At 44.9% G+C, this 22587-nt stretch carries 23 protein-coding genes; 14 read left to right on the forward strand and 9 right to left on the reverse strand.

Annotated elements, in window-relative coordinates; genetic code table 11:
- Positions 1–20: 20 nt before the first annotated feature.
- The 3 genes from JMA39_RS13945 to JMA39_RS13955 all read right to left on the reverse strand — a co-directional run bounded on the left by JMA39_RS13945 (position 21) and on the right by JMA39_RS13955 (position 3482).
- On the reverse strand, positions 21–617 hold the full coding sequence (locus JMA39_RS13945; RefSeq protein ID WP_202722466.1) for an OmpA family protein: 597 nt from the start codon (positions 615–617) through the stop codon (positions 21–23).
- A 284-nt stretch (positions 618–901) separates the two neighbouring features.
- Complete coding sequence (locus tag JMA39_RS13950; RefSeq protein WP_202722467.1) at positions 902–2818, reverse strand: TonB-dependent receptor plug domain-containing protein; 1917 nt, start codon at positions 2816–2818, stop codon at positions 902–904.
- A 250-nt stretch (positions 2819–3068) separates the two neighbouring features.
- A complete protein-coding gene (locus tag JMA39_RS13955; RefSeq protein ID WP_202722468.1) occupies positions 3069–3482 on the reverse strand; it encodes a PACE efflux transporter in 414 nt (137 codons plus the stop codon).
- Positions 3483–3566: 84 nt separating this feature from the next.
- Between JMA39_RS13955 and JMA39_RS13960 the strand changes: the two genes are divergently transcribed.
- Positions 3567–4445, forward strand: coding sequence for a LysR family transcriptional regulator (locus JMA39_RS13960; protein WP_202722469.1), 879 nt, complete (start codon positions 3567–3569; stop codon positions 4443–4445).
- 136 nt (positions 4446–4581) lie between these two features.
- Here the strand turns inward: JMA39_RS13960 and JMA39_RS13965 are convergent, their stop codons facing one another.
- Positions 4582–5142 (reverse strand): DUF4136 domain-containing protein, encoded by a 561-nt coding sequence (locus tag JMA39_RS13965; RefSeq protein ID WP_202722470.1) that lies wholly within the window; start codon positions 5140–5142, stop codon positions 4582–4584.
- A 166-nt stretch (positions 5143–5308) separates the two neighbouring features.
- On the opposite strand from JMA39_RS13965, the gene JMA39_RS13970 reads away from it, so the two are divergent.
- The 4 genes from JMA39_RS13970 to ruvX all read left to right on the forward strand — a co-directional run bounded on the left by JMA39_RS13970 (position 5309) and on the right by ruvX (position 7166).
- Positions 5309–5629 (forward strand): hypothetical protein, encoded by a 321-nt coding sequence (locus JMA39_RS13970; protein ID WP_202722471.1) that lies wholly within the window; start codon positions 5309–5311, stop codon positions 5627–5629.
- A 145-nt stretch (positions 5630–5774) separates the two neighbouring features.
- A complete protein-coding gene (gene yciH / locus JMA39_RS13975) occupies positions 5775–6104 on the forward strand; it encodes a stress response translation initiation inhibitor YciH (RefSeq protein ID WP_202722472.1) in 330 nt (109 codons plus the stop codon).
- A 23-nt stretch (positions 6105–6127) separates the two neighbouring features.
- Positions 6128–6688: a YqgE/AlgH family protein gene (locus tag JMA39_RS13980; RefSeq protein WP_202722473.1), complete on the forward strand. Its 561-nt coding sequence runs from the start codon at positions 6128–6130 to the stop codon at positions 6686–6688.
- Between the two features lie 52 nt (positions 6689–6740).
- Positions 6741–7166 (forward strand): Holliday junction resolvase RuvX, encoded by a 426-nt coding sequence (ruvX, locus tag JMA39_RS13985; RefSeq protein ID WP_202722474.1) that lies wholly within the window; start codon positions 6741–6743, stop codon positions 7164–7166.
- 59 nt (positions 7167–7225) lie between these two features.
- On the opposite strand, the gene hemH is transcribed toward ruvX, so the two are convergent.
- The 3 genes from hemH to JMA39_RS14000 all read right to left on the reverse strand — a co-directional run bounded on the left by hemH (position 7226) and on the right by JMA39_RS14000 (position 10525).
- The gene (gene hemH, locus JMA39_RS13990; RefSeq protein ID WP_202722475.1) at positions 7226–8239 is read right to left on the reverse strand and encodes a ferrochelatase; all 1014 of its coding nucleotides are present in this window, start codon (positions 8237–8239) and stop codon (positions 7226–7228) included.
- A gap of 105 nt (positions 8240–8344) precedes the next feature.
- A complete protein-coding gene (locus JMA39_RS13995) occupies positions 8345–9457 on the reverse strand; it encodes a PilT/PilU family type 4a pilus ATPase (protein WP_202722476.1) in 1113 nt (370 codons plus the stop codon).
- A gap of 30 nt (positions 9458–9487) precedes the next feature.
- Positions 9488–10525 (reverse strand): type IV pilus twitching motility protein PilT, encoded by a 1038-nt coding sequence (locus tag JMA39_RS14000; protein ID WP_202722477.1) that lies wholly within the window; start codon positions 10523–10525, stop codon positions 9488–9490.
- A gap of 35 nt (positions 10526–10560) precedes the next feature.
- Between JMA39_RS14000 and JMA39_RS14005 the strand changes: the two genes are divergently transcribed.
- The 9 genes from JMA39_RS14005 to JMA39_RS14045 all read left to right on the forward strand — a co-directional run bounded on the left by JMA39_RS14005 (position 10561) and on the right by JMA39_RS14045 (position 18880).
- Entirely contained in the window at positions 10561–11262 is a 702-nt protein-coding gene (locus JMA39_RS14005) for a YggS family pyridoxal phosphate-dependent enzyme (RefSeq protein ID WP_202722478.1), read from the forward strand.
- 152 nt (positions 11263–11414) lie between these two features.
- Positions 11415–12233 carry a pyrroline-5-carboxylate reductase gene (proC, locus tag JMA39_RS14010; RefSeq protein WP_202722479.1) on the forward strand — a complete coding sequence of 273 codons (819 nt, stop codon included), beginning with the start codon at positions 11415–11417 and terminating at the stop codon, positions 12231–12233.
- 35 nt (positions 12234–12268) lie between these two features.
- The gene (locus JMA39_RS14015) at positions 12269–12817 is read left to right on the forward strand and encodes a YggT family protein (RefSeq protein ID WP_202722480.1); all 549 of its coding nucleotides are present in this window, start codon (positions 12269–12271) and stop codon (positions 12815–12817) included.
- Complete coding sequence (gene yggU / locus JMA39_RS14020; RefSeq protein WP_202722481.1) at positions 12817–13104, forward strand: DUF167 family protein YggU; 288 nt, start codon at positions 12817–12819, stop codon at positions 13102–13104. The genes JMA39_RS14015 and yggU overlap by 1 nt, the downstream gene beginning before the upstream one ends.
- An 81-nt stretch (positions 13105–13185) precedes the next feature.
- Positions 13186–13620 carry a DUF4426 domain-containing protein gene (locus JMA39_RS14025; RefSeq protein WP_202722482.1) on the forward strand — a complete coding sequence of 145 codons (435 nt, stop codon included), beginning with the start codon at positions 13186–13188 and terminating at the stop codon, positions 13618–13620.
- A 123-nt stretch (positions 13621–13743) separates the two neighbouring features.
- Entirely contained in the window at positions 13744–14343 is a 600-nt protein-coding gene (gene rdgB, locus JMA39_RS14030) for an RdgB/HAM1 family non-canonical purine NTP pyrophosphatase (RefSeq protein WP_202722483.1), read from the forward strand.
- On the forward strand, positions 14343–15479 hold the full coding sequence (gene hemW, locus JMA39_RS14035; protein WP_202722484.1) for a radical SAM family heme chaperone HemW: 1137 nt from the start codon (positions 14343–14345) through the stop codon (positions 15477–15479). The genes rdgB and hemW overlap by 1 nt, the downstream gene beginning before the upstream one ends.
- Before the next feature lie 155 nt (positions 15480–15634).
- Positions 15635–17503 (forward strand): DUF885 domain-containing protein, encoded by a 1869-nt coding sequence (locus JMA39_RS14040; protein WP_202722485.1) that lies wholly within the window; start codon positions 15635–15637, stop codon positions 17501–17503.
- Between the two features lie 258 nt (positions 17504–17761).
- Entirely contained in the window at positions 17762–18880 is a 1119-nt protein-coding gene (locus JMA39_RS14045) for a TDT family transporter (RefSeq protein ID WP_202722486.1), read from the forward strand.
- A gap of 101 nt (positions 18881–18981) precedes the next feature.
- Here JMA39_RS14045 and JMA39_RS14050 read toward each other — a convergent pair whose 3' ends face one another.
- Both JMA39_RS14050 and JMA39_RS14055 read right to left on the reverse strand, forming a co-directional pair.
- On the reverse strand, positions 18982–20982 hold the full coding sequence (locus JMA39_RS14050; protein WP_202722487.1) for a hypothetical protein: 2001 nt from the start codon (positions 20980–20982) through the stop codon (positions 18982–18984).
- Positions 20983–21641: 659 nt separating this feature from the next.
- On the reverse strand, positions 21642–22583 hold the full coding sequence (locus JMA39_RS14055; RefSeq protein WP_202722488.1) for a LysR family transcriptional regulator: 942 nt from the start codon (positions 22581–22583) through the stop codon (positions 21642–21644).
- Between the last annotated feature and the right edge of the window lie 4 nt (positions 22584–22587).

The raw sequence follows: 22587 nt of genomic DNA on the forward strand, positions 1-22587 counted from the left end.
CCCTTAAATTTATGATAAAACTATTGAACAATAACTAAAAACTCAACACGTCGGTTTTGTTCACGACCATACGCATTTTGATTACTGGCAATGGGAAGTTGACTTCCCATACCTTTAACCTGAAATCTATTGGCAGCAAATCCAAACTGCTCAACTAATATTTTTTTTACCTGCTCAGCCCGAAGTAATGATAACTTTTGATTAAAACTCTGCTCACCTATTGAATCTGTATGCCCTACAAGCAAAAGAGGCACTCTTGTCACTGCCAGCCAAGAGTTAAGCTTCTCAAATGCTTGCTCTTGAGACATGAGAACTTGAGATTGAGCAAACTCAAACTTAACACTAATAGATGACTTTTCTGTACAGCTAGCTGGAAAGAGTTGCCCATTACTCGTTGCAAAACACAAGTTTGACATGATTCTAAGCTGCTGTGCTTTCATAGTACTGGCTTGACGATTATCACAGCCACGAGCATCTACAATCTGGCCTCTCGCAGTATCTTCACAGGCATCTTTCAGATCTGGCACCCCATCAAGATCCGTATCTTGCCACTGGCGAGCGAGTCCCCCTACTGAAAATAGCACGCTAACAATCAGTATTAACGTCAACTTTACCATAGCTACCCTCCCCCAGATCCAACACACTCCTCTAAGATTTTAGCCGCAAGCCTGATATCTGACTAGTAATGCTCAACGTCATAAGCGATATCTATCATTAATCCTCACAGGTTAACTAAGCAGCATTTTATGTCAAACAATCTAAAAACACAGCCTAATAATTAACTTAATCATTACAATCATAGTTAATATCAGCCAGTTTTCGATTTTGTCCCACAGACAAAAGGGGACTTGTAAGGGGCGATATAAGGCTAGCCCCCCTCTTTCTTACCCAGCTAACCAAACTAAAATAGATAACGATATTGCAGCTGTAATGTACGAGGAGCACCTAAGCTTGCGATAGGGTACTGCGCTTTATGACCGTGCTTAAAAATACTTTGGGTCACCTCACTATCAAACAGGTTATCGATAGTAAGAGAGAGTTGCTGATCCTGCTGCTCTGTTATCCAAGCTTGAATGCCGACATTCGCTAGCAGGTAATCGCCTGCAATAAGGCCGTAATCGAGAAACTCACCAACATACTGACCACTCACCCAAGCAGCAATATCATCATTGACATCATAGCTAAGTTTCGCAAACCCAGTATATTCAGGTACTCGTTCAATCTGTTCGCCAGTATCTTGCCGTTCGGCAGAGGCATAGCTACCACTCAGTTCCATAAGCAGCTGTGACGATAACTCAGTTACTAGATGTAGATCGATACCATAACTCTCAACACGGGCATCGAGGTTATCGTAGATAAATTCCGTCGCGGTGATGGCGCGTGGCTCAATAAGGTTGTCGATACTTCGCCAGAAACCATCGACAGTAAGGGAGATATCGCCTTGGTATTGAAGTCCAACATTAATGCTATTGCTCGTTTCGGCGACTAGCTCGGCGTTGCCTAGTGTACCAACTTGAGAGTGCAGCTCAGAAACCGTTGGTTGACGATAACCATTACCTAGATTTGCCTTAAGTTGTAGATGCTGAGCGATATCATGGGTTAATGCGAGATTACCAACCCAGATAGTTTCATCATTTGCTAGGCGATTAACCCTAGCACCGATTGATAGTTGAGTATCTGGCAAGGCATAAATCTTGGGTTGATACTGACTAAATAGCGAGTAGCTTTGATCTTTTTCTGCGGTGAATAGCATCACCTCATCGGCACCTTCATACTCTTCATATTGACCACCGAAAACCCATTGGCTTCCAGCTTCTGTCTGATAGTTAGCGCTAACCGTTGCCCCCAGATCTTTAAAGCCCCAATACTCCTGCCAGTATGTTACTTCGGCATTACCCTTCTCATCTTGGGTGATTTCACTGTATTGGGAGTCCCAGTGCTGGTAATTGACTTTAGCCTGCAGCAACAGCTGCTCTGAAGCCTGCAATTGCCAGTCTGCATAGGCGATAGTTTGTTTGCGTTGATTCTCACTTAATATCGCATCATAGGCTAATGGGCGCTCAAGCAAACCATCACTATATTGGGCAAACACGGTAAGCTGCTGAGCATCACTAAGTGACCAGCGAAGCTTGGCATTTAGGTTATTCATTTGATAGCCACGCTCTTTATCCAGCACGGCCGTTGGTGAATACTCTTCATCGGGCCAGAGTGCGTAACCTTCAGACTGACTCGAGCTTGCAGCTAGACTTAATTGAACCGAGTCGATTTCACTGCTAACAAAACCAGAGAGATCATAACTCGGCAGGGTATCGGCTGCTAGACTCAGCTCTCCGGCATCGCTTCCCTGATAACTTTTAGTGATGATATTAATGACCCCAGCAATCGCTTCTGAGCCAAAAAGCACACTCTGGGAGCCTTTGATCACCTCTATACGTTCTATCATCATAGGGTTGATGCTATCGGTATAGGTTGAGCCATAGAGCCGGTTATTTAATCGATTACCATCTAACAGCCAGAGAATATCTTGTGGTCGACTGCCTTGCAGCGAGTAATCGGTATCGGTATGACGTCCAGCCCGCCCATTGGCAAACAAACCCGGAACGAACTGGCTTAGGATCTTATTAATATCCACACCACCAGCAGACTGGATCATCTCATTACTGATAACCGTAACATCACTGCCTAAATAGATATTTGTGTAGGTACCATCGTCTTGATGTTGTAGGCCGTGAACGGTAATTTTTTCAATTTCATCCGCGAAAGAGGTGGAAGCGGTAACAGATAAAGCGAGGGTTATTATTTTGAGTTTTTTATGCATCTTTATATATCCATATAGTTATAAGCAAATGTTTAAGCTCATTTTTTCAACACGGACTATATATATTCGCAACCCAAATATGCGTGATGGAGATCACCTCAACGATCATCAGTATGACGAATTTAAAAAAAGTATTACCACAAAACATTACCCCTATCACAAGCTAACAGCAGATAAAATAACCTACAGAAAAAAAGCCGCAGCTTTGTAGGCCGTGGCTTTTTGTTCGCACTTATAGATAATCCTGATACTAGTTTGCCACTTTTAGTCTGTTCTTGACGTTGTCGTAGCACCAGTTAAATGCCACGGCATAAAAGAAGAAAAAGACTAAGAAGGCCGCCTCCAAAACTAATGCCTGCAGCAAGGTGATCCCTAAGAACCAAGCGATAGCCGGCACGGTAATAAAGATAAGCCCTCCCTCAAAGCCACAGGTATGGCCAATACGCATCTTTAGAGTACGATTAATTCTGTCTGCACCGAACTGCTTGTCAAACCAGATGTTATAGAAGTAGTTCCAGATAACGGTGTAGAGACTTAAACCCACCCCCACTGTTAGCATAGAAGTCGCTTCTGTACCCGATAGCATAGATGCCGCCGGAACAATAATCGCTAAGGCTACGGCCTCAAAAAGAATCGCGTGAATAATTCTGTCTTTAACAGTCATGATAAATACCCCTAAAGTTAAGTTGCAGCTATTATCATCTTTTATTACGATAGATAAAAATTAGATACCATCACCTTTACTGATATGTTGACTATCGAACAACTCTATTCATTTGTAACAACCGTCGAAACGGGTTCCTTCTCTGCCGCTGCCAGAAAGCTTGGTAAGGTTCAGTCTGCAGTTAGTCAGCACATTATCAATCTAGAGATAGATACCAATCAGACACTATTTGATAGAAGTCACCGCTATCCGGTACTAACAAGGGCAGGCGAGCAACTTCTGCCACAGGCTCAAGCCGTGCTCGCTCAACATCAACGCCTTAATTTGCAAGTGCAAGCACTAGACAAACAAGATGAGCTAAAACTCACCCTTGCAGTTGATGAAGCGATCCCCTATGACAGACTCACAACCATGCTGAAGAGTTTTTCAGCTCAATACCCCGAGTGTGAATTGGAATTACTTTGTGCTTCCAGCTTAGATATCATTCACCTCGTGGATACAAAACGAGCTAACTTAGGAATCGTGTTTAGCGAATTATCGTACCCACAAAGTTTAGATTTTGAATCACTTGGAACGGTTCAATTTGAGTTGCTGGTAAGCCCAAATCACCCCCTTTCCCATGAAACCTCATCACATATCGATGTACTCAAACTACATCGGCAACTTTTAATTGGCTCAAAAGAAAATCACAAAGGTTGGTTTAATACCCCCCACTCACCCAATGTGTGGCATGCAGATAACTACTACATGCTATTCGAACTGGCCAAAGCAGGGTTTGGCTGGGCCTTATTGCCATTACACCTTTGTGAAGAAGCAATTGCCGCTCGACAACTTTGCAAGCTCAAGATTGATTTTGAACAACTGGGTTGGCAAGCTAACGTCGATGTTATTCAACATAAAAGCCGCTCGGAAAATGAGTTCAATAAGAAGATAAGAACCCTAATGCGCGGGTTACTTAACTAATCGCCCGTTGCAGATCTATGTTGTTTATTTAGTAAAGGTTCATAGCAAGTAAGAGTGAGCGAGCGTATTGAACGCAAAAAAAAACATAAAAAAACGGCCTGATGGCCGTTTTTCGAAAAGTGCAAGAAGGGTTAGATTACTTACCTTCAGGCTTTGGTGGGTAATTAAGTAATAATGCCGCGACCGCTTCATTAACCACTTCTACGCGTTCTTCCGGGGTATCTTTATCTCGCATAGTATCTGCAACAGAGCCTCTCCAGATAAGCTTACCAGTCTTGGCGTTAACCATATCAAGGATCAAAGTGCCAACGTCATACTCACGTACCGTTGTTTGAGTGTGACCTGTGCCGCCCCAGCCCCAACCAGGGCCATAGTATGGGTTATAACCATAGTTGGTATTAAAGGTATCAACATTGATTTTCTTGTCGACTTTAGTGAGATAATTGACCAATACATCAGCATTGGCTGCATCAGTCTCTTTTAGACCTTTTAACTGCAGTTGATCATTAACTGCTTTACGAACGCGTTGATCCATCAAACCATCTAAATGATATGCCGAATCAGCTGTTTTCTTCTCTACCCAAGCGTAGGTTTTCACATCTGAAAAATTTACACCAGGATCATAGTCTGAACTTGTTTTAAGTGAACTACATGCACTTAACGCCAGCGCAGCCATGACAACTAATAACTTCTTCATGATTTCTCCAACAATAATCTTTTGAGCACTTAATAAAGTCAGCTTACAGAGCAATTTATTATTCTACAACTCAATTTTATTAAATAACCAAAGCTTAATCTTGACTTCAACACACCATCAAATGATAATGATTATCAATTGAATTAGCTTTTTTAAGAGAGTCGTTATGCTTTGGTTTATCGCAGCTTTTGCTATCGCAACCGTGATGTTTTTTATTACCCCAGAGAAAGTCACTAGCAACTCAGATTGTCAGTCATCGATAGTCGATAAACTCAGTAAGTACTCGTTAGTTATACTGCCTTTATTAGTACTGAGCTGGCTCATCATCGCAATAGTAAGTGCTCCGGTGATGCACTTCGCTGGCACGGCAATCGGCTTTGTATTAACCTCTTGTGCCATAGCGCTGCCAAGTACCCACAAATATCTGGCACCTTTAGCAACACTGACTTTTGCATCATTACTGATTGAGTTAGCGCTATACCTTTAATGTACTCGCGTGTTTACCCACTCACTTAGCGATTGGTTAGCAATAGCTTAGCGCTTGGCAAACACGCAGATTCTCTTCCCCCCCTCTCCCGTAACGCTAGTAACTTTGCTAAACTGCTTCCATTAGTTCATCAGCGACCATACAAATGAAATCCGATCCAAATGTATCTTTAGTCTATAGCACTGATAGCGGCAGAATTGCCCCTGAAAAGCAGACCCAGTCGGCGCCAGAAGGTGACGGTATCGTTAGAATTCATAAAGACAGTAAAGGCCGTAAAGGTAAAGGCGTGTCAGTAATTAAAGGGCTAGGCTTGCAAGAGAAAGAGTTAAAAGCCTTAGCTCAAAAACTAAAAAAACAGTGTGGCTGTGGCGGTACGGTGAAAGAATTCAATATTGAAGTGCAAACCGATAATAGAGAGCAAATCAAAACTCTGCTCGAAAAGCTTAATTACACTGTCAAATTAGCGGGCGGTTAAGCCCTGCCACTATGGAAAAATCGATGGACAGTTTACAGAATCACTTCTTAATCGCCATGCCTTCACTACAAGACACCTTTTTTGAACGCTCATTGATCTATATCTGTGAACATGATGAAAAAGGCGCCATGGGGATCGTGGTAAACAAACCCAGTGGCATCATTGTCGATGAGCTTTTAGAGCAGATGGAGTTAAACGAAGAGCCAGAGCCAATCACCTCCTTAGCAAAAGAGGTGCTTGTTGGTGGTCCGGTTAACCCTGAACGCGGCTTTGTACTGCACACCACTCAGGAGTGCTGGAACAATAGTGATGCGATTACTCCAGAGGTGATGCTAACGACTTCGCAAGATATCTTAACCAGTTTAGGCTCAGACAAGGCCCCAGAAAAGTTTGTTATCGCACTTGGCTATGCAGGTTGGACCCGCGGTCAATTGGAGCAAGAGCTCACCGAAAACACTTGGCTATCTATCCCCGCAAGCCCTGAGCTATTGTTTGACGTCGAACATGACAAACGCTGGCAACTTGCCACCGAGTCACTGGGATTCGATATCTGGCAGCTGTCTCAACACGCTGGTCACGCTTAGGTTTATACAGCGACGGCTAACTTAGCCATATACACGATTAGGAATAAACAAAATGGGCGATAAGAGCGTCTTAGGATTTGATTACGGTACCAAGAGTATCGGCATCGCGATTGGACAAGAACTCACAGCCAGTGCAAGACCGCTGTTATCGATTAAAGCAGTTGATGGCATCCCTAAATGGGAGGAGATCGGCGCACTCATTAGCGAGTGGAAGCCGGATCTCATCGTTGTAGGCCTGCCACTAAACATGGACGGCACCGAGCAGGAGATGACCCAAAGAGCGAGAAAGTTCGCCAACCGCTTAAATGGCCGTTTTGGGGTAAAAGTTGCCACTCAAGACGAGCGCCTAACGACTGCCGATGCCAAGGCGAGACTGTTTGAAATGGGCGGCTATAAAGCGCTGACCAAAGGTCAGGTCGATGCTATGTCAGCGGTGTTGATTGTTGAGAGTTACTTCGAAAATCAGTACGGCGACTAATATATAAAAGGAGGCTTAGCCTCCTTTTTATTTTCTACCGATAACTCTAAAAAAACATGCTAAATATGCGGTTTAACGATATTCGCCATCATCTGAATATGGGCATCATCGTCATTAAGCGCCGCAATATAGCGATACTTTTCACCACCTGCAGCTTCAAAGATCTCTCGGTTTTCAACTGCAATCTCTTCAAGTGTTTCTAGACAATCAGCACTAAAGGCTGGGCACACAACGGCAATATCCTTTACATCTTGGCCTGGTAAGGCTTCCATGGTTGCATCAGTGTATGGCGTTAACCATTTAGCTTTACCAAAGCGAGATTGGAATGTCGTGATGTATTGTTCCTCAGTTAACCCCAGCTTTTCCACCACCAGCTTAGTTGTTTGCATACAGAAACAGTAATAGGGGTCGCCCAAATGCAGATTACGCTCTGGCATTCCATGGTAAGAGAGTACTAGCTTTTGCGGCTGACCATTAAGCTCAAAGTCTTTGGCAATCGATACGGCTAAAGCATCGATAAAATCTGGATGATCATGATAAGTGTTGATAAAATGCAGTGCTGGCAGATAACGCCAGCTCATAAGCTCTTTGGCAATAGCATCGAAAGCTGAAGCGGTTGTCGGGGCTGAATACTGGGGATACAGGGGCAATACCACCATCTTATCGATGCCCTCTTGATGCATTCTCTGCAGCGTCGATGTCACCGAAGGCTTACCATAACGCATACAGAAATCCACAGAGACTTGAGTGCCCTCTTTTGCAAAATACTCAGCCAGTTTTTGGCTTTGGCGGCGTGTGATATCCATTAACGGTGAACCCTGCTCAGTCCAAACCTGCTGATACAGTGCCGCTGATTTCGCAGGGCGCACGCGCAAGATAATGCCATGCAAGATAAGCATCCACACCAGCTTGGGGATCTCCACCACTCGCGGATCGGCGAGGAATTCCGCCAAATAACGCCTTACCGATGGTGTCGTTGGTTCATCAGGTGTCCCCAAATTAACTAATAACACACCTGTTTTGCCACGCTTTTGATGGCCATTTTCCTTAGTGAGCCCTAAATATTTAGCCAAGATAACTCCTTAACTGATTCTTCTTTGTCGATACAATTAAACCCTTTATGACTCGCAAAAAAACAGGCAATAGAATCTATTGCCTGATTTATACTCACATAAAGCTTAATCTAAATTGAGTGTGACACCATCCATCGAGCTAGAACTCATTGGATCTGAGCTTTGTAATTTAATCATCAAGCGTAGATCGTTCGGCGAATCAGCATAATGCAAGGCATCCGCGTAACTAATCTCGCCATCTGTGTAGAGTTTTAACAGCGCTTGGTCAAAGGTCTGCATCCCCTGCTCATTCGATTTAGCCATGGTATCTTTAAGCAGGTGAAGCTCATTCTTGGCAATCAAACTCGCCACTCGAGGTGTGTTAATCAATACTTCAATCGCCGCTCGCCGCCCAGTACCATCACTCTTAGGTACCAACTGTTGTGCCACAATACCGCGCAAATTTAACGACAGATCGAACAGCAACTGATGGTGTTTACTCTCCGGCACTAAATGCATAATACGATCCAGTGCTTGGTTAGCGTTGTTGGCGTGTAAGGTCGCCATACAGAGGTGGCCCGTCTCGGCAAAAGACAGAGCGAACTCCATGGTTTCTTGGCTACGGATTTCACCAATTAAAATGACATCTGGCGCCTGACGCAGTGAGCTCTTAAGTGCAGCATCGAAAGACTCGGTATCTATTCCCACCTCGCGCTGGGTGATAATACTTTGTCTATGGTCATGAACAAATTCAACCGGGTCTTCAATCGTTAAAATATGACCGCGAGCATGGGTGTTTCGATAACCGACTAAGGCTGCAAGTGAGGTCGACTTACCGGTTCCGGTACCACCTACCATGATCACAAGTCCACGCTTGCTCATCACTAAATCTTTTAAGATTGGCGGCAGCATCAAGTCATCGACCTCAGGGATCTTGGTCTCAATACGGCGCATCACACAACCGGGAGATTCACGCTGCCAGAATGCACTAACACGGAATCGACCAAGATCTTTGGCAGAAAAAGCGAAGTTACACTCGTGGGACGCGTGAAACTCCTGCTTTTGCGCATCGGTCATTAACGACTCAACAAAATCGAGAGACTGAGCAGGGCTAAAGGCGTTCTCACCGAGTGGGCGCAGCTCACCATCAATCTTGGCGCTGGGCGGAAAACCTGCGGTAATAAACAGATCCGAGGCTTTACGCTCAATCATCACCTTTAGAAAAGGACGAACATCCATAGACTAACTATCCCTATTACCAATTACTGATTAAAAGTTTGCTTGTTTATTCGAACTCTTGGCCATCGCGTCTTCACGAGTGATCTGTCCACGATTAACCAAGTTCTGTAAACACTGATCCAACGTCTGCATACCATGAGCCATACCGGTCTGAATAGCTGAATACATCTGTGCGACCTTGTCTTCGCGAATAAGATTTCGGATCGCAGGTGTACCCATCATAATTTCGTGAGCCGCCACACGGCCGCCGCCGACCTTTTTAATCAGGGTCTGAGAGATAACTGCCTGCAAGGATTCTGACAACATGGTACGCACCATGCCCTTCTCACCTTCAGGGAATACATCGACAACACGGTCGATAGTTTTCGCGGCAGAGGTGGTATGTAAGGTACCGAAGACTAAGTGACCGGTTTCGGCCGCCGTCATCGCCAGTCGAATAGTCTCTAAGTCACGCATCTCACCCACAAGGATCACGTCCGGGTCTTCACGAAGCGCACTTCGAAGCGCGGCGTTAAAGCTATGAGTATGACGATGTACTTCACGCTGGTTAATCAAACACTGCTTGTTTTGATGCACAAATTCTATCGGGTCTTCGATAGTAAGAATATGATCATGACGATTCTCATTCACGTAATCGATCATTGCCGCTAAGGTGGTACTCTTACCCGAACCTGTAGGGCCGGTAACCAGCACTAATCCACGAGGGTAACTTGCAATCTTCTTGAAGATCTCTGGTGCACCTAGCTGCTCAAGGCTCAAAATGTCACTGGGAATGGTACGAAAAACCGCTGCAGCACCACGAGACTGATTAAAGGCGTTAACACGAAAACGTGCAAGACCGGGAACCTCAAACGAGAAATCGATCTCTAGATGTTCTTCAAAATCCTTACGCTGCTTATCGTTCATGATGTCATAGACTAAGCTATGCACACCTTGATGATCTAAAGCGGGTAAATTAATCTTTCTCACTTCACCATCAACACGGATCATGGGAGAAACACCCGCTGAAAGGTGTAGATCTGACGCATTGTGTTTTACACTAAAGGCTAGTAACTCTGTGATTTCCATAGTTTGGGATATCCATTCAACCAAAAACTTACAACATGACAACAATAACAGACAGACTCGCAATCGCCCAGAGCCGGATAGCACAAGCGGCGCAAAATTCTTCTCGCCGTGCAGAAGATGTACAACTGCTTGCAGTGAGCAAAACAAAACCCAATAGTCAGATCATCGAAGCCTACCATGCGGGTCAACGCCGCTTTGGTGAAAACTACGTGCAAGAGGGTGAATCTAAGATCAACGCGCTAAGCCAAGAGTTCCCGGATATCGAATGGCACTTTATCGGCCCGCTACAATCGAATAAAACCAAGGTGGTTGCCACACTGTTTGATTGGATGCATACGGTCGATCGTGAAAAAATCGCCCAAAGGCTTAATGAGCAGCGCCCAGAGTCTAAGTTACCGCTCAATATATGTATTCAGGTCAACATTAGCCAAGAAGCGAATAAGTCTGGTACTGAAGCTAAAGAAGTATTTGCTCTGGCTGAAAAAATAGCACGACTACCAAACCTGACTCTACGCGGTCTCATGGCGATTCCATCGGCAGATGTCGATGAGCAAACAGCCACACAGGAGCTGGCAGCCTTACAGTCGCTTTATCAGCAATTAGCTGAGCGTTTCGACAGCGTCGACACCCTTTCAGTCGGTATGAGTAATGACTTAGAGCTAGCCGTTGCCCACGGCTCAACCATGGTACGCATTGGTAGTGCTATCTTCGGTGAACGCGATTACACCAAGGTGTAAGTTTCATATGGCTAATTTAGTCGCAATATGAAAATTGTTTAATAGCATAAAACGAGTATTCCTCTTATCCGCCCAGATATTAACAGGTAAAATAGTCTGTATCTGTGCGGCTAAGATTTGTTGCTGCTAACTAAAATTAAAAAGAGATCTTCATGACACAAAAGAAAGTATGCTTTATTGGTGCAGGTAACATGACCCGCAGTATCGTCAGCGGCCTAGTAAAAAGCGGCTACGCCCCTGAACTAATTGAAGCGACCAATCCAAGTCAACCTAAGTTAGATGCGATGCAGGCAGACTTTGGCATCAAGGTGTCTAACAGCAACCTCGATGCAGCCCAGACAGCCGATGTTATTGTGCTCGGTGTTAAACCGCACCTAATGCAACTCGTCGGTGAAGAACTTAGCGGTCTCGATCTTGCTGATAAACTGATTATCACCATCGCCGCCGGTGTTACCGCTAAACGTTATGGCGATTATTTTAAGCAAGAGATCAAACTAATACGCACTATGCCTAATACTCCAACGCAAATCGGTGTAGGCTTAACAGGGCTTTATGCGGGAGAAGAAATTTCAACTGAACAAAAAACTATCGCTGAAACCTTAATGGCTACAGGCGGCGAAGTTGTTTGGGTAGATAAGGAAGATGACTTAAATCAGGTGATCGCCTTAGCGGGTAGTTCTCCAGCTTATTTCTTCCTGTTTTTAGAGTCTATGGTAGAAAGTGCAGTTAAAGGTGGTATGCCTGAAGTTGCAGCCAGAGAGATGGCCCAGCAAGCAGCCCTTGGTGCTGCATTAATGGCTAAACAGAACCCTGATGTTAGCTTGGCGCAGCTAAGAGCAAACGTCACTTCAAAAGGCGGGACAACTGCGCAAGCCGTTGAGACGTTTGAAAAAGGCAACTTACGTGGCTTAGTCGATAGTGCGATGGGAAATTGTATCGCCCGCGCCGAAGAGATGGCAAAGCAGTACTAGTTTTTAAATTTAACTTGAACAAGTAGAGTAAACAGATGAATGCATTTAGTTTTCTGATAAGCACGGTATTCGATCTATACCTGATGGTCGTGGTATTACGTATTTGGCTACAACTGGCCAAAGCCGACTTCTATAACCCTTTCAGTCAATTTATCGTAAAGGCCACTCACCCTATTGTTGGTCCTATGCGTCGCGTACTACCATCATTCGGTAGCTTCGATACCGCCTCTTTCGTACTGGCAATAAGCGTAGTTGTGCTTAAGTTTGTCACCTTAAGCTTGATGGCTGGAGCGGCAATTAGTATACCAACCCTACTGCTTGTCTCTTTAGTCTCAGTGATTAAAGAAGCGGGTGTATTACTGTTTTGGATGTTAATCCTACGTGCCATTTTGAGCTGGGTAAGCCAAGGTAACAACCCTATCGAGATGGTAATGGGTCAGCTAACAGAGCCACTGCTTGCACCTATTCGCCGTATCCTACCGCCAATGGGCGGGCTAGACTTATCACTATTGGTGATGATGATTGCACTTAACTTCCTTAATATCTTGCTAGCGCAATACGTTCCATTCTGGGCTAGCGTATAGTGACTCCGGCACAAATGCAGCAGGGCGACCTGCTGCTGCAACTCTATATTCAGCCTAAGGCCAGTCGAGATCAAATCGTTGGCCTGCATGGCGAAGAGATAAAAATTGCTATCACAGCCCCACCTGTCGATGGCAAAGCAAATGCTCACCTTACCAAGTATCTATCTAAAGCCTTTAAAGTGCCTAAAGGGGATATTGAAATTATCAAAGGTCAGATGGGACGCCACAAGCAGGTAAAAATCACAGCCCCAAAGCTTATTCCAGAGGAAGTACAAAACCTTTTGTAACCTTATACTGATTGGTATAAGGCATTGAGTCCAACTAAGTTATATACTGTTAACAAGATATCTTCCTAAGGAATACTCAATATGGTCCGTGCTTTAACCACTATGCTAATGCTCTGCTTTTGTCTAAGCAGTAACGCATTTGCCGAACAAAAAGAAAAAGTGGGTAACTACGATATCCACTATGTCGCCCTTAGCAGTACCTTTCTAACCCCAAGTATTGCCAAGTCCTACGGGATCCAACGCAGCAGTTACACTGGGATTATTAATATTGCGGTACTCGACACCAGTGTTGAAGGAAATCCGGCGGTTCCGGTTGAGATATCTGGTGTTGCCAATAACTTACTCGATGCCAGAATCGAGCTTCATTTTAGAGAGATCCGTGAAGGAGACTCCATCTATTACATAGCCGAAGTCCCCTACCGTGATGATCAAGAGATCAACTTTAAAATCGCAGTTAAGTACGGCAAAAAGCTCAACACGACACTTAAGTTTAAACAGAAGTTCTACGTCGAATAGGCGCTAGTGCTGAGTAAAAATCAGGGGCCTAGTGCCCCTTTTTTTATGCACTTTGACTACCGAAACCCGCTTATCTCGGCTATTATTGCCGCCATTATTGACTGACTCATCTACAGGCGTCCCATGAATCAAATCGTCCTCGCTAGCGGCAACAAAGGTAAACTCAAAGAATTTTCTGAATTGATGGCCGATTACGGCGTCGAAATCTTAGCTCAAAGCCAGTTCAACGTATCGGAAGTGGCTGAAACCGGTACCACCTTTGTTGAAAATGCCATCATCAAGGCAAGACATGCCGCCGAAATTACTGGCCATGCAGCTATCGCCGATGACTCGGGTCTAGAAGTGGATTTTCTGCAAGGTGCTCCTGGTATTTACTCGGCTCGCTATGCCGGAGAAGGGGCTAAAGATGAGCAAAACTACACTAAGCTGCTAACCGCACTCGAAGGCCAAACAGAACGTAATGCACGTTTTCAGTGTATACTGGTTTATATGCGCCATGCGAAAGATCCAACCCCAATTATCTGCCAAGCATCATGGGAAGGTAGCATCGGCTTTGCCCCACAGGGTGAGAACGGCCATGGCTACGACCCAATATTTATCCCTGCAGAGCACGAATGCGCAGCAGCAGAACTAAGCTCTGACGAGAAAAACAAACTCAGCCATCGTGGTAAGGCACTAGTATTGCTAATCGAAGCTATGAAGCAACAAGGTATCTTTAACTAATGCTAACTCTGCCACCGTTAAGCCTCTATATTCATATTCCTTGGTGCGTACAGAAGTGCCCCTATTGTGACTTCAATTCCCATGGGCAACATGGTGACTTGCCGCAAGCTGAATATGTCGATGCACTGATTAAAGATCTCAAACAAGATCTTGCTTATGTGCAAGGCAGACGTTTACATACGATTTTTATCGGTGGCGGCACCCCTTCTCTGTTTGATGCTAAGCAGGTTGGCCGTTTATTGACAGAGGTGGATAAACTCATCCCCTTTAGTGACAATATCGAAATCACCATGGAGGCTAATCCTGGCACCCTAGAGCATGATGATTTTGAGGCTTATTGCAAGGCGGGGATCACTCGGCTTTCAATCGGAGTACAGAGCTTCTCTACCGATAAGCTCAACCTACTAGGGCGCATTCATAATGAAGATGAAGCGCAAATAGCCGCTAAAAAAGCCAAAGCTTCAGGCTATCAAAGCTTTAATTTAGACTTAATGCATGGTCTTCCAAACCAGAGCTTTGATGAAGCCCTTGCCGATATTGAAACCGCTGCCGAGCTGGCGCCGCCACACCTTTCTTGGTACCAGCTAACGATTGAGCCTAATACCCTGTACCACTCTAAGCCGCCACAACTACCCGATGATGAAGACTTGTGGCAGATCTATGAGCAAGGACAAAAGCGTTTAGCCGAACTTGGCTATCAGCAGTATGAGATCTCGGCTTATGCTAAAGAAGGTTATCAGTGTCAGCATAACCTTAACTACTGGCAGTTTGGTGACTACCTTGGTATTGGTTGTGGTGCCCACGGTAAAATCACCATGCTAAGTGACAACAAAATTGTCCGCACAGTAAAGATAAAGCACCCTAAAGGCTATTTAGCAGCTGATAACTACTGCTACGAAACCACTGAGGTAGCAGAGGAAGACAGAGCGTTAGAGTATCTGATGAACCGTTTACGCTTGATGAGTCCAATCCCTAAACTTGAGTTCGAGCAGCGTACGGGTATGCCTAGAGATACGATTAGCGATGGCATCAAACAAGCCTGTGCTAAGGGATTGCTGACTGAATCCGATGAATACTGGCAACTCACTAGCAAAGGGCACATGTTCGTCAATGAGCTGCTGTCACAATTTCTATAATTAACATCGAAACTGACTATCGCTTACTAAGCAACTGAATAGGTTGACGATTGTTTTAATGACTATCGATTTAGAAATATTTTCTAACACTTAAACCAAAAAATTGACCGACGGCTTCTTTAGGATAACTAACATAATTCTAAGGAAGCCTAAAAATGCCCATAAAAACAAAAATGAGCCTTATCGCCCTTTCACTATCTATTGGGCTAAGTGCCAACTCTACCATTGCCGCACCAACCTCAAGCCCTTTTTTAAGCCCAAGTGAACCCGTAGCCCATAAGGTTGAGAGTGAATCGGAAAAAGCCAACGCCCTGTTCGAAAGCATTTTCATGGAAAATGTGATGGCAAGTCCCATCTCTCAAACCCACCTAGGGATAAAAGCCGATTATGACAAGTGGGATGAGATGGGCGACGGTGCAGACGATGCCGCCCTTGCACGCACTAAGAAACATCTTGCTCAACTAAAACAGATCGATGCCAGCAAGCTTTCAGGTCAAACCTTACTCAGCTACCAGCTACTGACCCAGAAACTTGAGCAAGGCATTAGAGATGATAAGTGGCGTCACCATAGCTATCCTGTCAACCAGATGTATGGTGGACACTCACAAATAGCTTCGTTCCTGATTAATCAGCATCAGATTGGCAGCATAGAAGACGCCAAAGCCTACATCAGCCGCTTGCAAGGCGTACCTAAGCGTTTATCTCAACTACAGGGCGCTTTAGAAGTGCGTGAAGGCAAGGGAATTATTGCGCCTAAGTTTGTCTTCCCATACGTGATCACCGACAGCGAAAATATTATTACGGGAGTGCCCTTCACTGCTAAGTCTGATAGTGGTGAAAAGCCACAAGACAGCGCACTTTGGGCCGACTTTAAGCGTAAAATCTCAAGCCTTGAGATCAGCGAGAGCGACAAAGAAAGCTTATTGCGTGACGCTAAAACCGCTTTAGTTAACGATGTAAAACCTGCCTACAACAAGCTAATTGCCTACATGACCAAGCTTGAAACCAAGGCCGATACCCGTGATGGTGCGTGGAAGTTCCCACAAGGCGATACTTACTACAACAACGCACTCGCGCGCACGACCACAACGGATATGACTGCGAGTGATATTCATCAGCTGGGTTTGTCTGAGGTGGCGCGTATTCACAGCGAGATGCGTGACATCATGACCAAGGTCAACTTTGAAGGATCGCTACAGGAGTTCTTTAAGTTTATGCGCGAGGACGAACAGTTCTACTACGCCAACGATGATAAAGGTCGCCAAGCCTACCTCACCGAGGCCACCGCACTTATCGATACCATGAGCAGCAGGCTCGATGAGGTGTTTAAGATAAAGCCTAAGGCACCAATGATCGTAAAGCAGGTAGAGGCCTTTAGAGAAAAGTCTGCGGGTAAGGCGTTTTACAATAACCCATCACCAGATGGAAGCCGCCCAGGTACTTACTACGCTAACCTCTATGACATGAAGGCGATGCCTAAATATCAGATGGAAGCACTGGCCTATCATGAAGGTACGCCGGGTCACCATATGCAGATTGCTATCGCTCAAGAACTTGAGAGCGTACCAAAGTTTCGTAAATTTGGTGGCTATACCGCCTATATCGAGGGTTGGGGTCTGTACAGCGAATACTTCCCAAAAGAGATGGGCATGTATTCAGATCCCTACTCAGACTTTGGCCGCCTAGCCATGGAGCTTTGGCGCGCATGTCGATTAGTGGTGGATACCGGAATTCATGCTAAAAAGTGGACCCGCGAAGAGTCTATCGAATACTACGTCTCCAATACACCGAATGCCAAGTCGGATGCGGTGAAGATGGTTGAGCGTCATATCGTAATGCCATCCCAAGCCACCGCCTATAAAGTGGGGATGATCAAGCTTCTCGCTCTTAGAGATAAGGCTCAACAAGCCTTGGGCGATAAGTTCGATATTCGTGACTTCCATACCATAGTGTTAAAGAACGGCCCGGTGCCATTAGACGTACTAGAAAGCGAAATCGATCTTTGGATTGAACAGAGCAGCTAGATAGCTAAATAAGATCCCTATCTAAAGTTTGATAGGGATTTTTTTGCCAGAATATTGCCAAGATTCTGTTCAAAGCCCTTGGCAAATTAGCATCGACACCTTGTTTGCTGTAAAAACACTTCAACATAGATTTACCTATCCAGATTGTGCTTATATCAACTACATATTTAGTACTATTGGTAATATCATCACAAACAACTTAGTTTTAATAGCTAAGGTTGTAACATGAGTTGAAATATTCGCTGGTAAGGAAAACATATGTCAGACAGCACATCAACAGAGCTAAGTACAGAAATAGGTCCAAACTGGTTTGCCTCGGTTATGGGCACAGGCATCATAGCTAATGCCGCCATCGGCCTGCCGATGTTTGGCAATCACCTAGCGGGCGCGGGGCTCGTTATCTGGTTAATCGCATCCTTGATGTTAATCATTATGCTTGTGATTAAAACGGTTCAGACAATAGTCAGGCCGCATATTATAAAGCGCCAATTTAACGATCCCGTGATGTCTCAATTTTTTGGTGCACCTCCAATGGCCATGCTCACAGTAGCAGGGGGCTCTATCTTGTACGGTTCACAAGTGATGAGCAATGAGACAGCGATTACCCTAGCTTGGGTGCTATGGATAGCGGGCACACTTCTGGGACTGATCACCGCTATAGTGATCCCATATCGACTGTTTACCCATCATCAGGTTCGCGAAGATGCTGCTTTTGGTGGCTGGCTTATGCCCGTTGTTCCCCCCATGGTCTCGGCGGCTATTGGCGCTATGTTAATTCCCCATATAGAAAATATCGGCCAGCAACAGACTCTTCTGTACGCCTGCTATGCCATGTTTGGCATTAGTTTACTCAGCGCATTGATTATTATTACGATGATCTGGAGTCGATTAGCGCACGCTGGTACATCGGGAGGGGCACGAGTCCCTACTCTATGGATTGTATTAGGCCCACTTGGTCAGTCCATTACCGCAGCAGGCGCTCTGGGTAGCGTGGCGCTACTTGTGGTTGATGACCCCATATCGACAGCAATGAATGCCATGGCAATTCTTTATGGCGTACCAATCTGGGGTTTTGCTTTTTTCTGGTCAATATTGGCAAGCTTACTCACATTACGAGCGCTGCGTAGAAAAATGCCCTTTGCACTCACTTGGTGGGCATTTACTTTCCCAGTTGGTACTTGCGTTACTGGCACGACACAACTCGCACTGCATACAGGGCTCCCCGCCTTTGAGTGGGCCGCAGTGATATTATTTACAGGCTTAATTTGCGCCTGGATTATTGCAGCAATTGGCACCATAAAAGGTTTAAAGGCAGGTCATATAGTGAAAAACCCAACCACACCATCCCATGTCGTTTCCAAAAAAGGTCAGCAATAAAAACCTCCATGCAAACGATATGAGTCTATTTTACCTAGGTCATATCAAGGCTGAACCAAGGTCATAAGTATTAACTCCTTGGTTTCAGCTCCTACTAGTATTTAGTCGTAATCACCGACATTGGGGACAGTATAACTTGCATCATTCCATGGCCAAGGTACTGTCGCCATAAAGCCTGCAAGCTCTGGCGTCCCAGCGTGTTGCTCAAGGATCACCGCCATCGTTCTGTGCACATGAAATGGATGAATAGGTTCTTGGCTGCCAATGGCGCAGAAATATTCGGCTAATGTATCTAAATACTCGCGCTTATCAGCTAAAGCTAACACCGCGTTGGCGATAACTGGCGCCCCCTTTAGACCAGAAAGATGGGCAGCACACGGCCAGCTAGCAAACTGCTTAATAATGCTCGCTAATAACGCCGCTCCCTTTTCATCGTAAGCTGCCGAAGAAAATAGCTCGTATTCACTTTGGATAGAACAGCCATTGACTTGCTGACTAACAAAGCCAAAGAATAACGATGTTTGGTCACTTTGAAGGTAATGCGCCTCAAGTTTGGGCATAAGAGTATTAAGCTTTTCAAGCGAGTGAACCTTTGCTTTAGTATCATTGACATCTTGCAGACAAATATCGACCTGGCCATTTGAGCTCGGTACTTCAGTTAGTCTAGTCGACATAGCTAAGCTGAACTCCACCTGCTGACAGACGACTGAAGCAACACTGTTAGCAGGGCTTTCTTTCTGGTTCAGGCTCTGACATTCACTGGCGGTATTGTGATGGCTCTCAACCTGTTTTGTAGGAGGCGTCCCCTGTTTATCTGCAAGCTCCATCGACCAAATACGTGCATCCTCTTCTTCACCTACCGCGATAATCAAATGGTTGTCAATTTTCCCTTGGATCACTACGGGCTCATGGCCAAATACCAGCACAGAGCGTAGGCTGTCATCCCTCATCACCTGCATTATTTGATACAGAGGCGATATACACTCACCCGTTAACGATAATTGCTGCACTACGCCATCTTGCCAACCGAGCCACAGGCTGTTGCCATCCGCATTGACAGTTACCGAGGTTAAGCACTCGATAAAGGTTTGCAGCTCATCATGATGGCTTGAGCTCATATCACCAGCGGCAATCGCGATTAATGACTCAACCAGCTCCTCAGCATCATAATCGGCGCAAATCTGCGATGGGCTAAGCGTTCTAACGCTGCGACTCCACAGCGTCTTCTTTTGCTGAAAATCAATTAACTGCAATACAAAATCAAAGCTCGGTGCCTCCGCAGATAATTTAGAGGCATTATCTGAAGGTTGAGCCAAAGTAAGCGTCTCAGTATTGGCGAGCAACGCAATACCACGTTTGTTATCCATGAAAAAGGTATTACGAAAAGAGATCTCCGTTGGCGCGCTCTTACCCTCAAGCGGATAGACTTTAGTTTCTGAGGTCTGTGGATTAAAGCTCACAAGTTGGTGCATTCGACGCTTTTCACGTTGATAGAACACAAACTCATTATCAGCTAGGTAAACCATGCTGCCATCGATAAACCTGAAAGGCATTGCGTAGCAATGGATATCCGATGAGAGCAATTCAAACGAACTAGACTTTCTTCCACGCCTAAGAACATGCTCAATATTGATACAGTACATAGACTCGGCGCTGCGTCGCCCCCCCTGCTTGGCGCCCACCAACCAAAGCTTGCCGTTGCAGAAGCATGCATTCTTAGTCGGGTATAGCTCCAAGGACACAATCGCCGACAAGCCCGGCTTATTAGCTTCTACGCGCACTTCACTGCATAGGGAGTTAGAAGCAGAGCTAAAATCAGAGCTATAAATTCGACCCGTTGAATCCACAGCAATAAAGCGCCCGTTATCGATCCAATCAGCCAAAAGCAGATCGCAGTTACTACTTCCTAAGAGCTCAAATTGCTGCACAAGCTCAGTATTGAATCCACTGCATTTCACAATTTGCAGCTGGATAAGTCCATCATAAAACAGGCGGTGGTGCTGGAAAGTGTATTCAGTTTGAGTCACTTGCCATGGGCTAGCTTCAGATGCTGCTTCTAAGTCAGCAGCGCGCGAAAAAAGTGATTTAATAAATTTATTCATGGTCTAGATGTTTGATAAATGGCGCGACTAAGCACAGAGGAAAGATAGTTCAATATTATCCGTAGCTTAAGGCTCACTAGCCTTTACTTTCAAGTGTTTTACTCCAGAACGTCGACCAGACTCGACACTTAACAAAAAAAGAGAAGTGCAATGAGACGTGCCAACTGCAAACTCGAATAGTTGCTATGGTGATAACTGAAGTTAGCGCTAAGAAATCTGCAACTGTCCCATAAACAAAACAGCAAATAACAAAGGCTAGAGAATTGAACTTTGGCAACCCCCTAAAAGAAAAATACCCCGATTAAAATCGAGGTAAACCAAAACTAGGATGATGGTTTTAAGGCTGACATTGTTTTAGTTATTAAAGCCTGCCAGCATTGATGCAAAACTGCTTTTTAGCTGCTCTGTATAACACAATTGAGAGGGGTCATTCTCGATTGCATTATAGGACTCAGAACTTTTGAATCAACTGCCCGCAATTGTATTAAAATGAGAACAAACTGCAACAGAAATGATGAGACGCTGTTTAGTCAAACCTAAATTTGATTTAACTAAACAACAGCAAGCATAGCATAAACAACTGAATTGATTAAAAATAAGCATCTACTACATTAGAACGGATTCACATTGTTCAATATCTAGAACAATGTTTCTCCATTTTACTTACGTTTTGCATACAATTCTTTTAACGGCTCATCCCAATATGGTGGGGTGCCAATATGATCTTTTATAAAATCGATAAAGGCACTCACCTTTGGTGCTAAGTGTTTACGCCTTGGGTAAACAGCTTGCAAAGGCAGGTGATGAGTTAGCTGCCAATCTTCAAGAATTGGAACTAAAGTGCCCTTTTCAAGCTCATCTTCAAGCAGGTAACTGGCTAGATAAACCACACCGAGTCCACTTACCGCAGCAGACTTAAGTGCAGGGGCATTATCGACTCTAAAATTACCGGTTACGCCAATTTCACAGTAATCGTCACCTTGCTTAAACTGCCAAACACTGTGTTCATGCCACTCGCCTTGATATACCAAACAGTTATGATCCACCAATTGTTCGGGGCGGCTAGGAACTCCATGCTTCTCGACATAAGACGGGGATGCGGCTAACAAGAACTGACACTTCATCAGAGGTCTTGCTACCATACCTAAGGGTAATTGCTCAGACATGGTAAGCAGTAGATCTAAACCTTCGCTGACAACATCAACTTTATGATCTAATAGACTAACTTGTAGTTCAAGTTCTGGATGCTTTGCCATAAACTCTGGCAGAGCAGGAATGATATGCATGGTACCGAACGACTGAGAAATACCTACTTTCAATACGCCTCGGGTAGCGTCATTAAGATTATGAACACTAGCAACGGCCTGATCGGCATCTCTTAATAGCTCTTCACCTTGGGCATAAAGCAGCTGTCCAGCTTCAGTTAAGCTCAGGCTTCTTGTGGTACGCTGAATAAGTTGTACGCCAAGTTTATGTTCCAACTCAGCAACTTGAGTGCTGACCTTTGACTTAGATATGCCTAACTTTCTCGCCGCAGAGCTAAAACTCCCCGCTCGAGCCACATGGGTAAAAATTGCGATCGGTTCTAAAAGTTCTAACATGTAA

Origin of the sequence: Shewanella schlegeliana (assembly GCF_016765635.1) — a bacterium.
Classification (GTDB): Bacteria; Pseudomonadota; Gammaproteobacteria; order Enterobacterales; family Shewanellaceae; genus Shewanella; species Shewanella schlegeliana.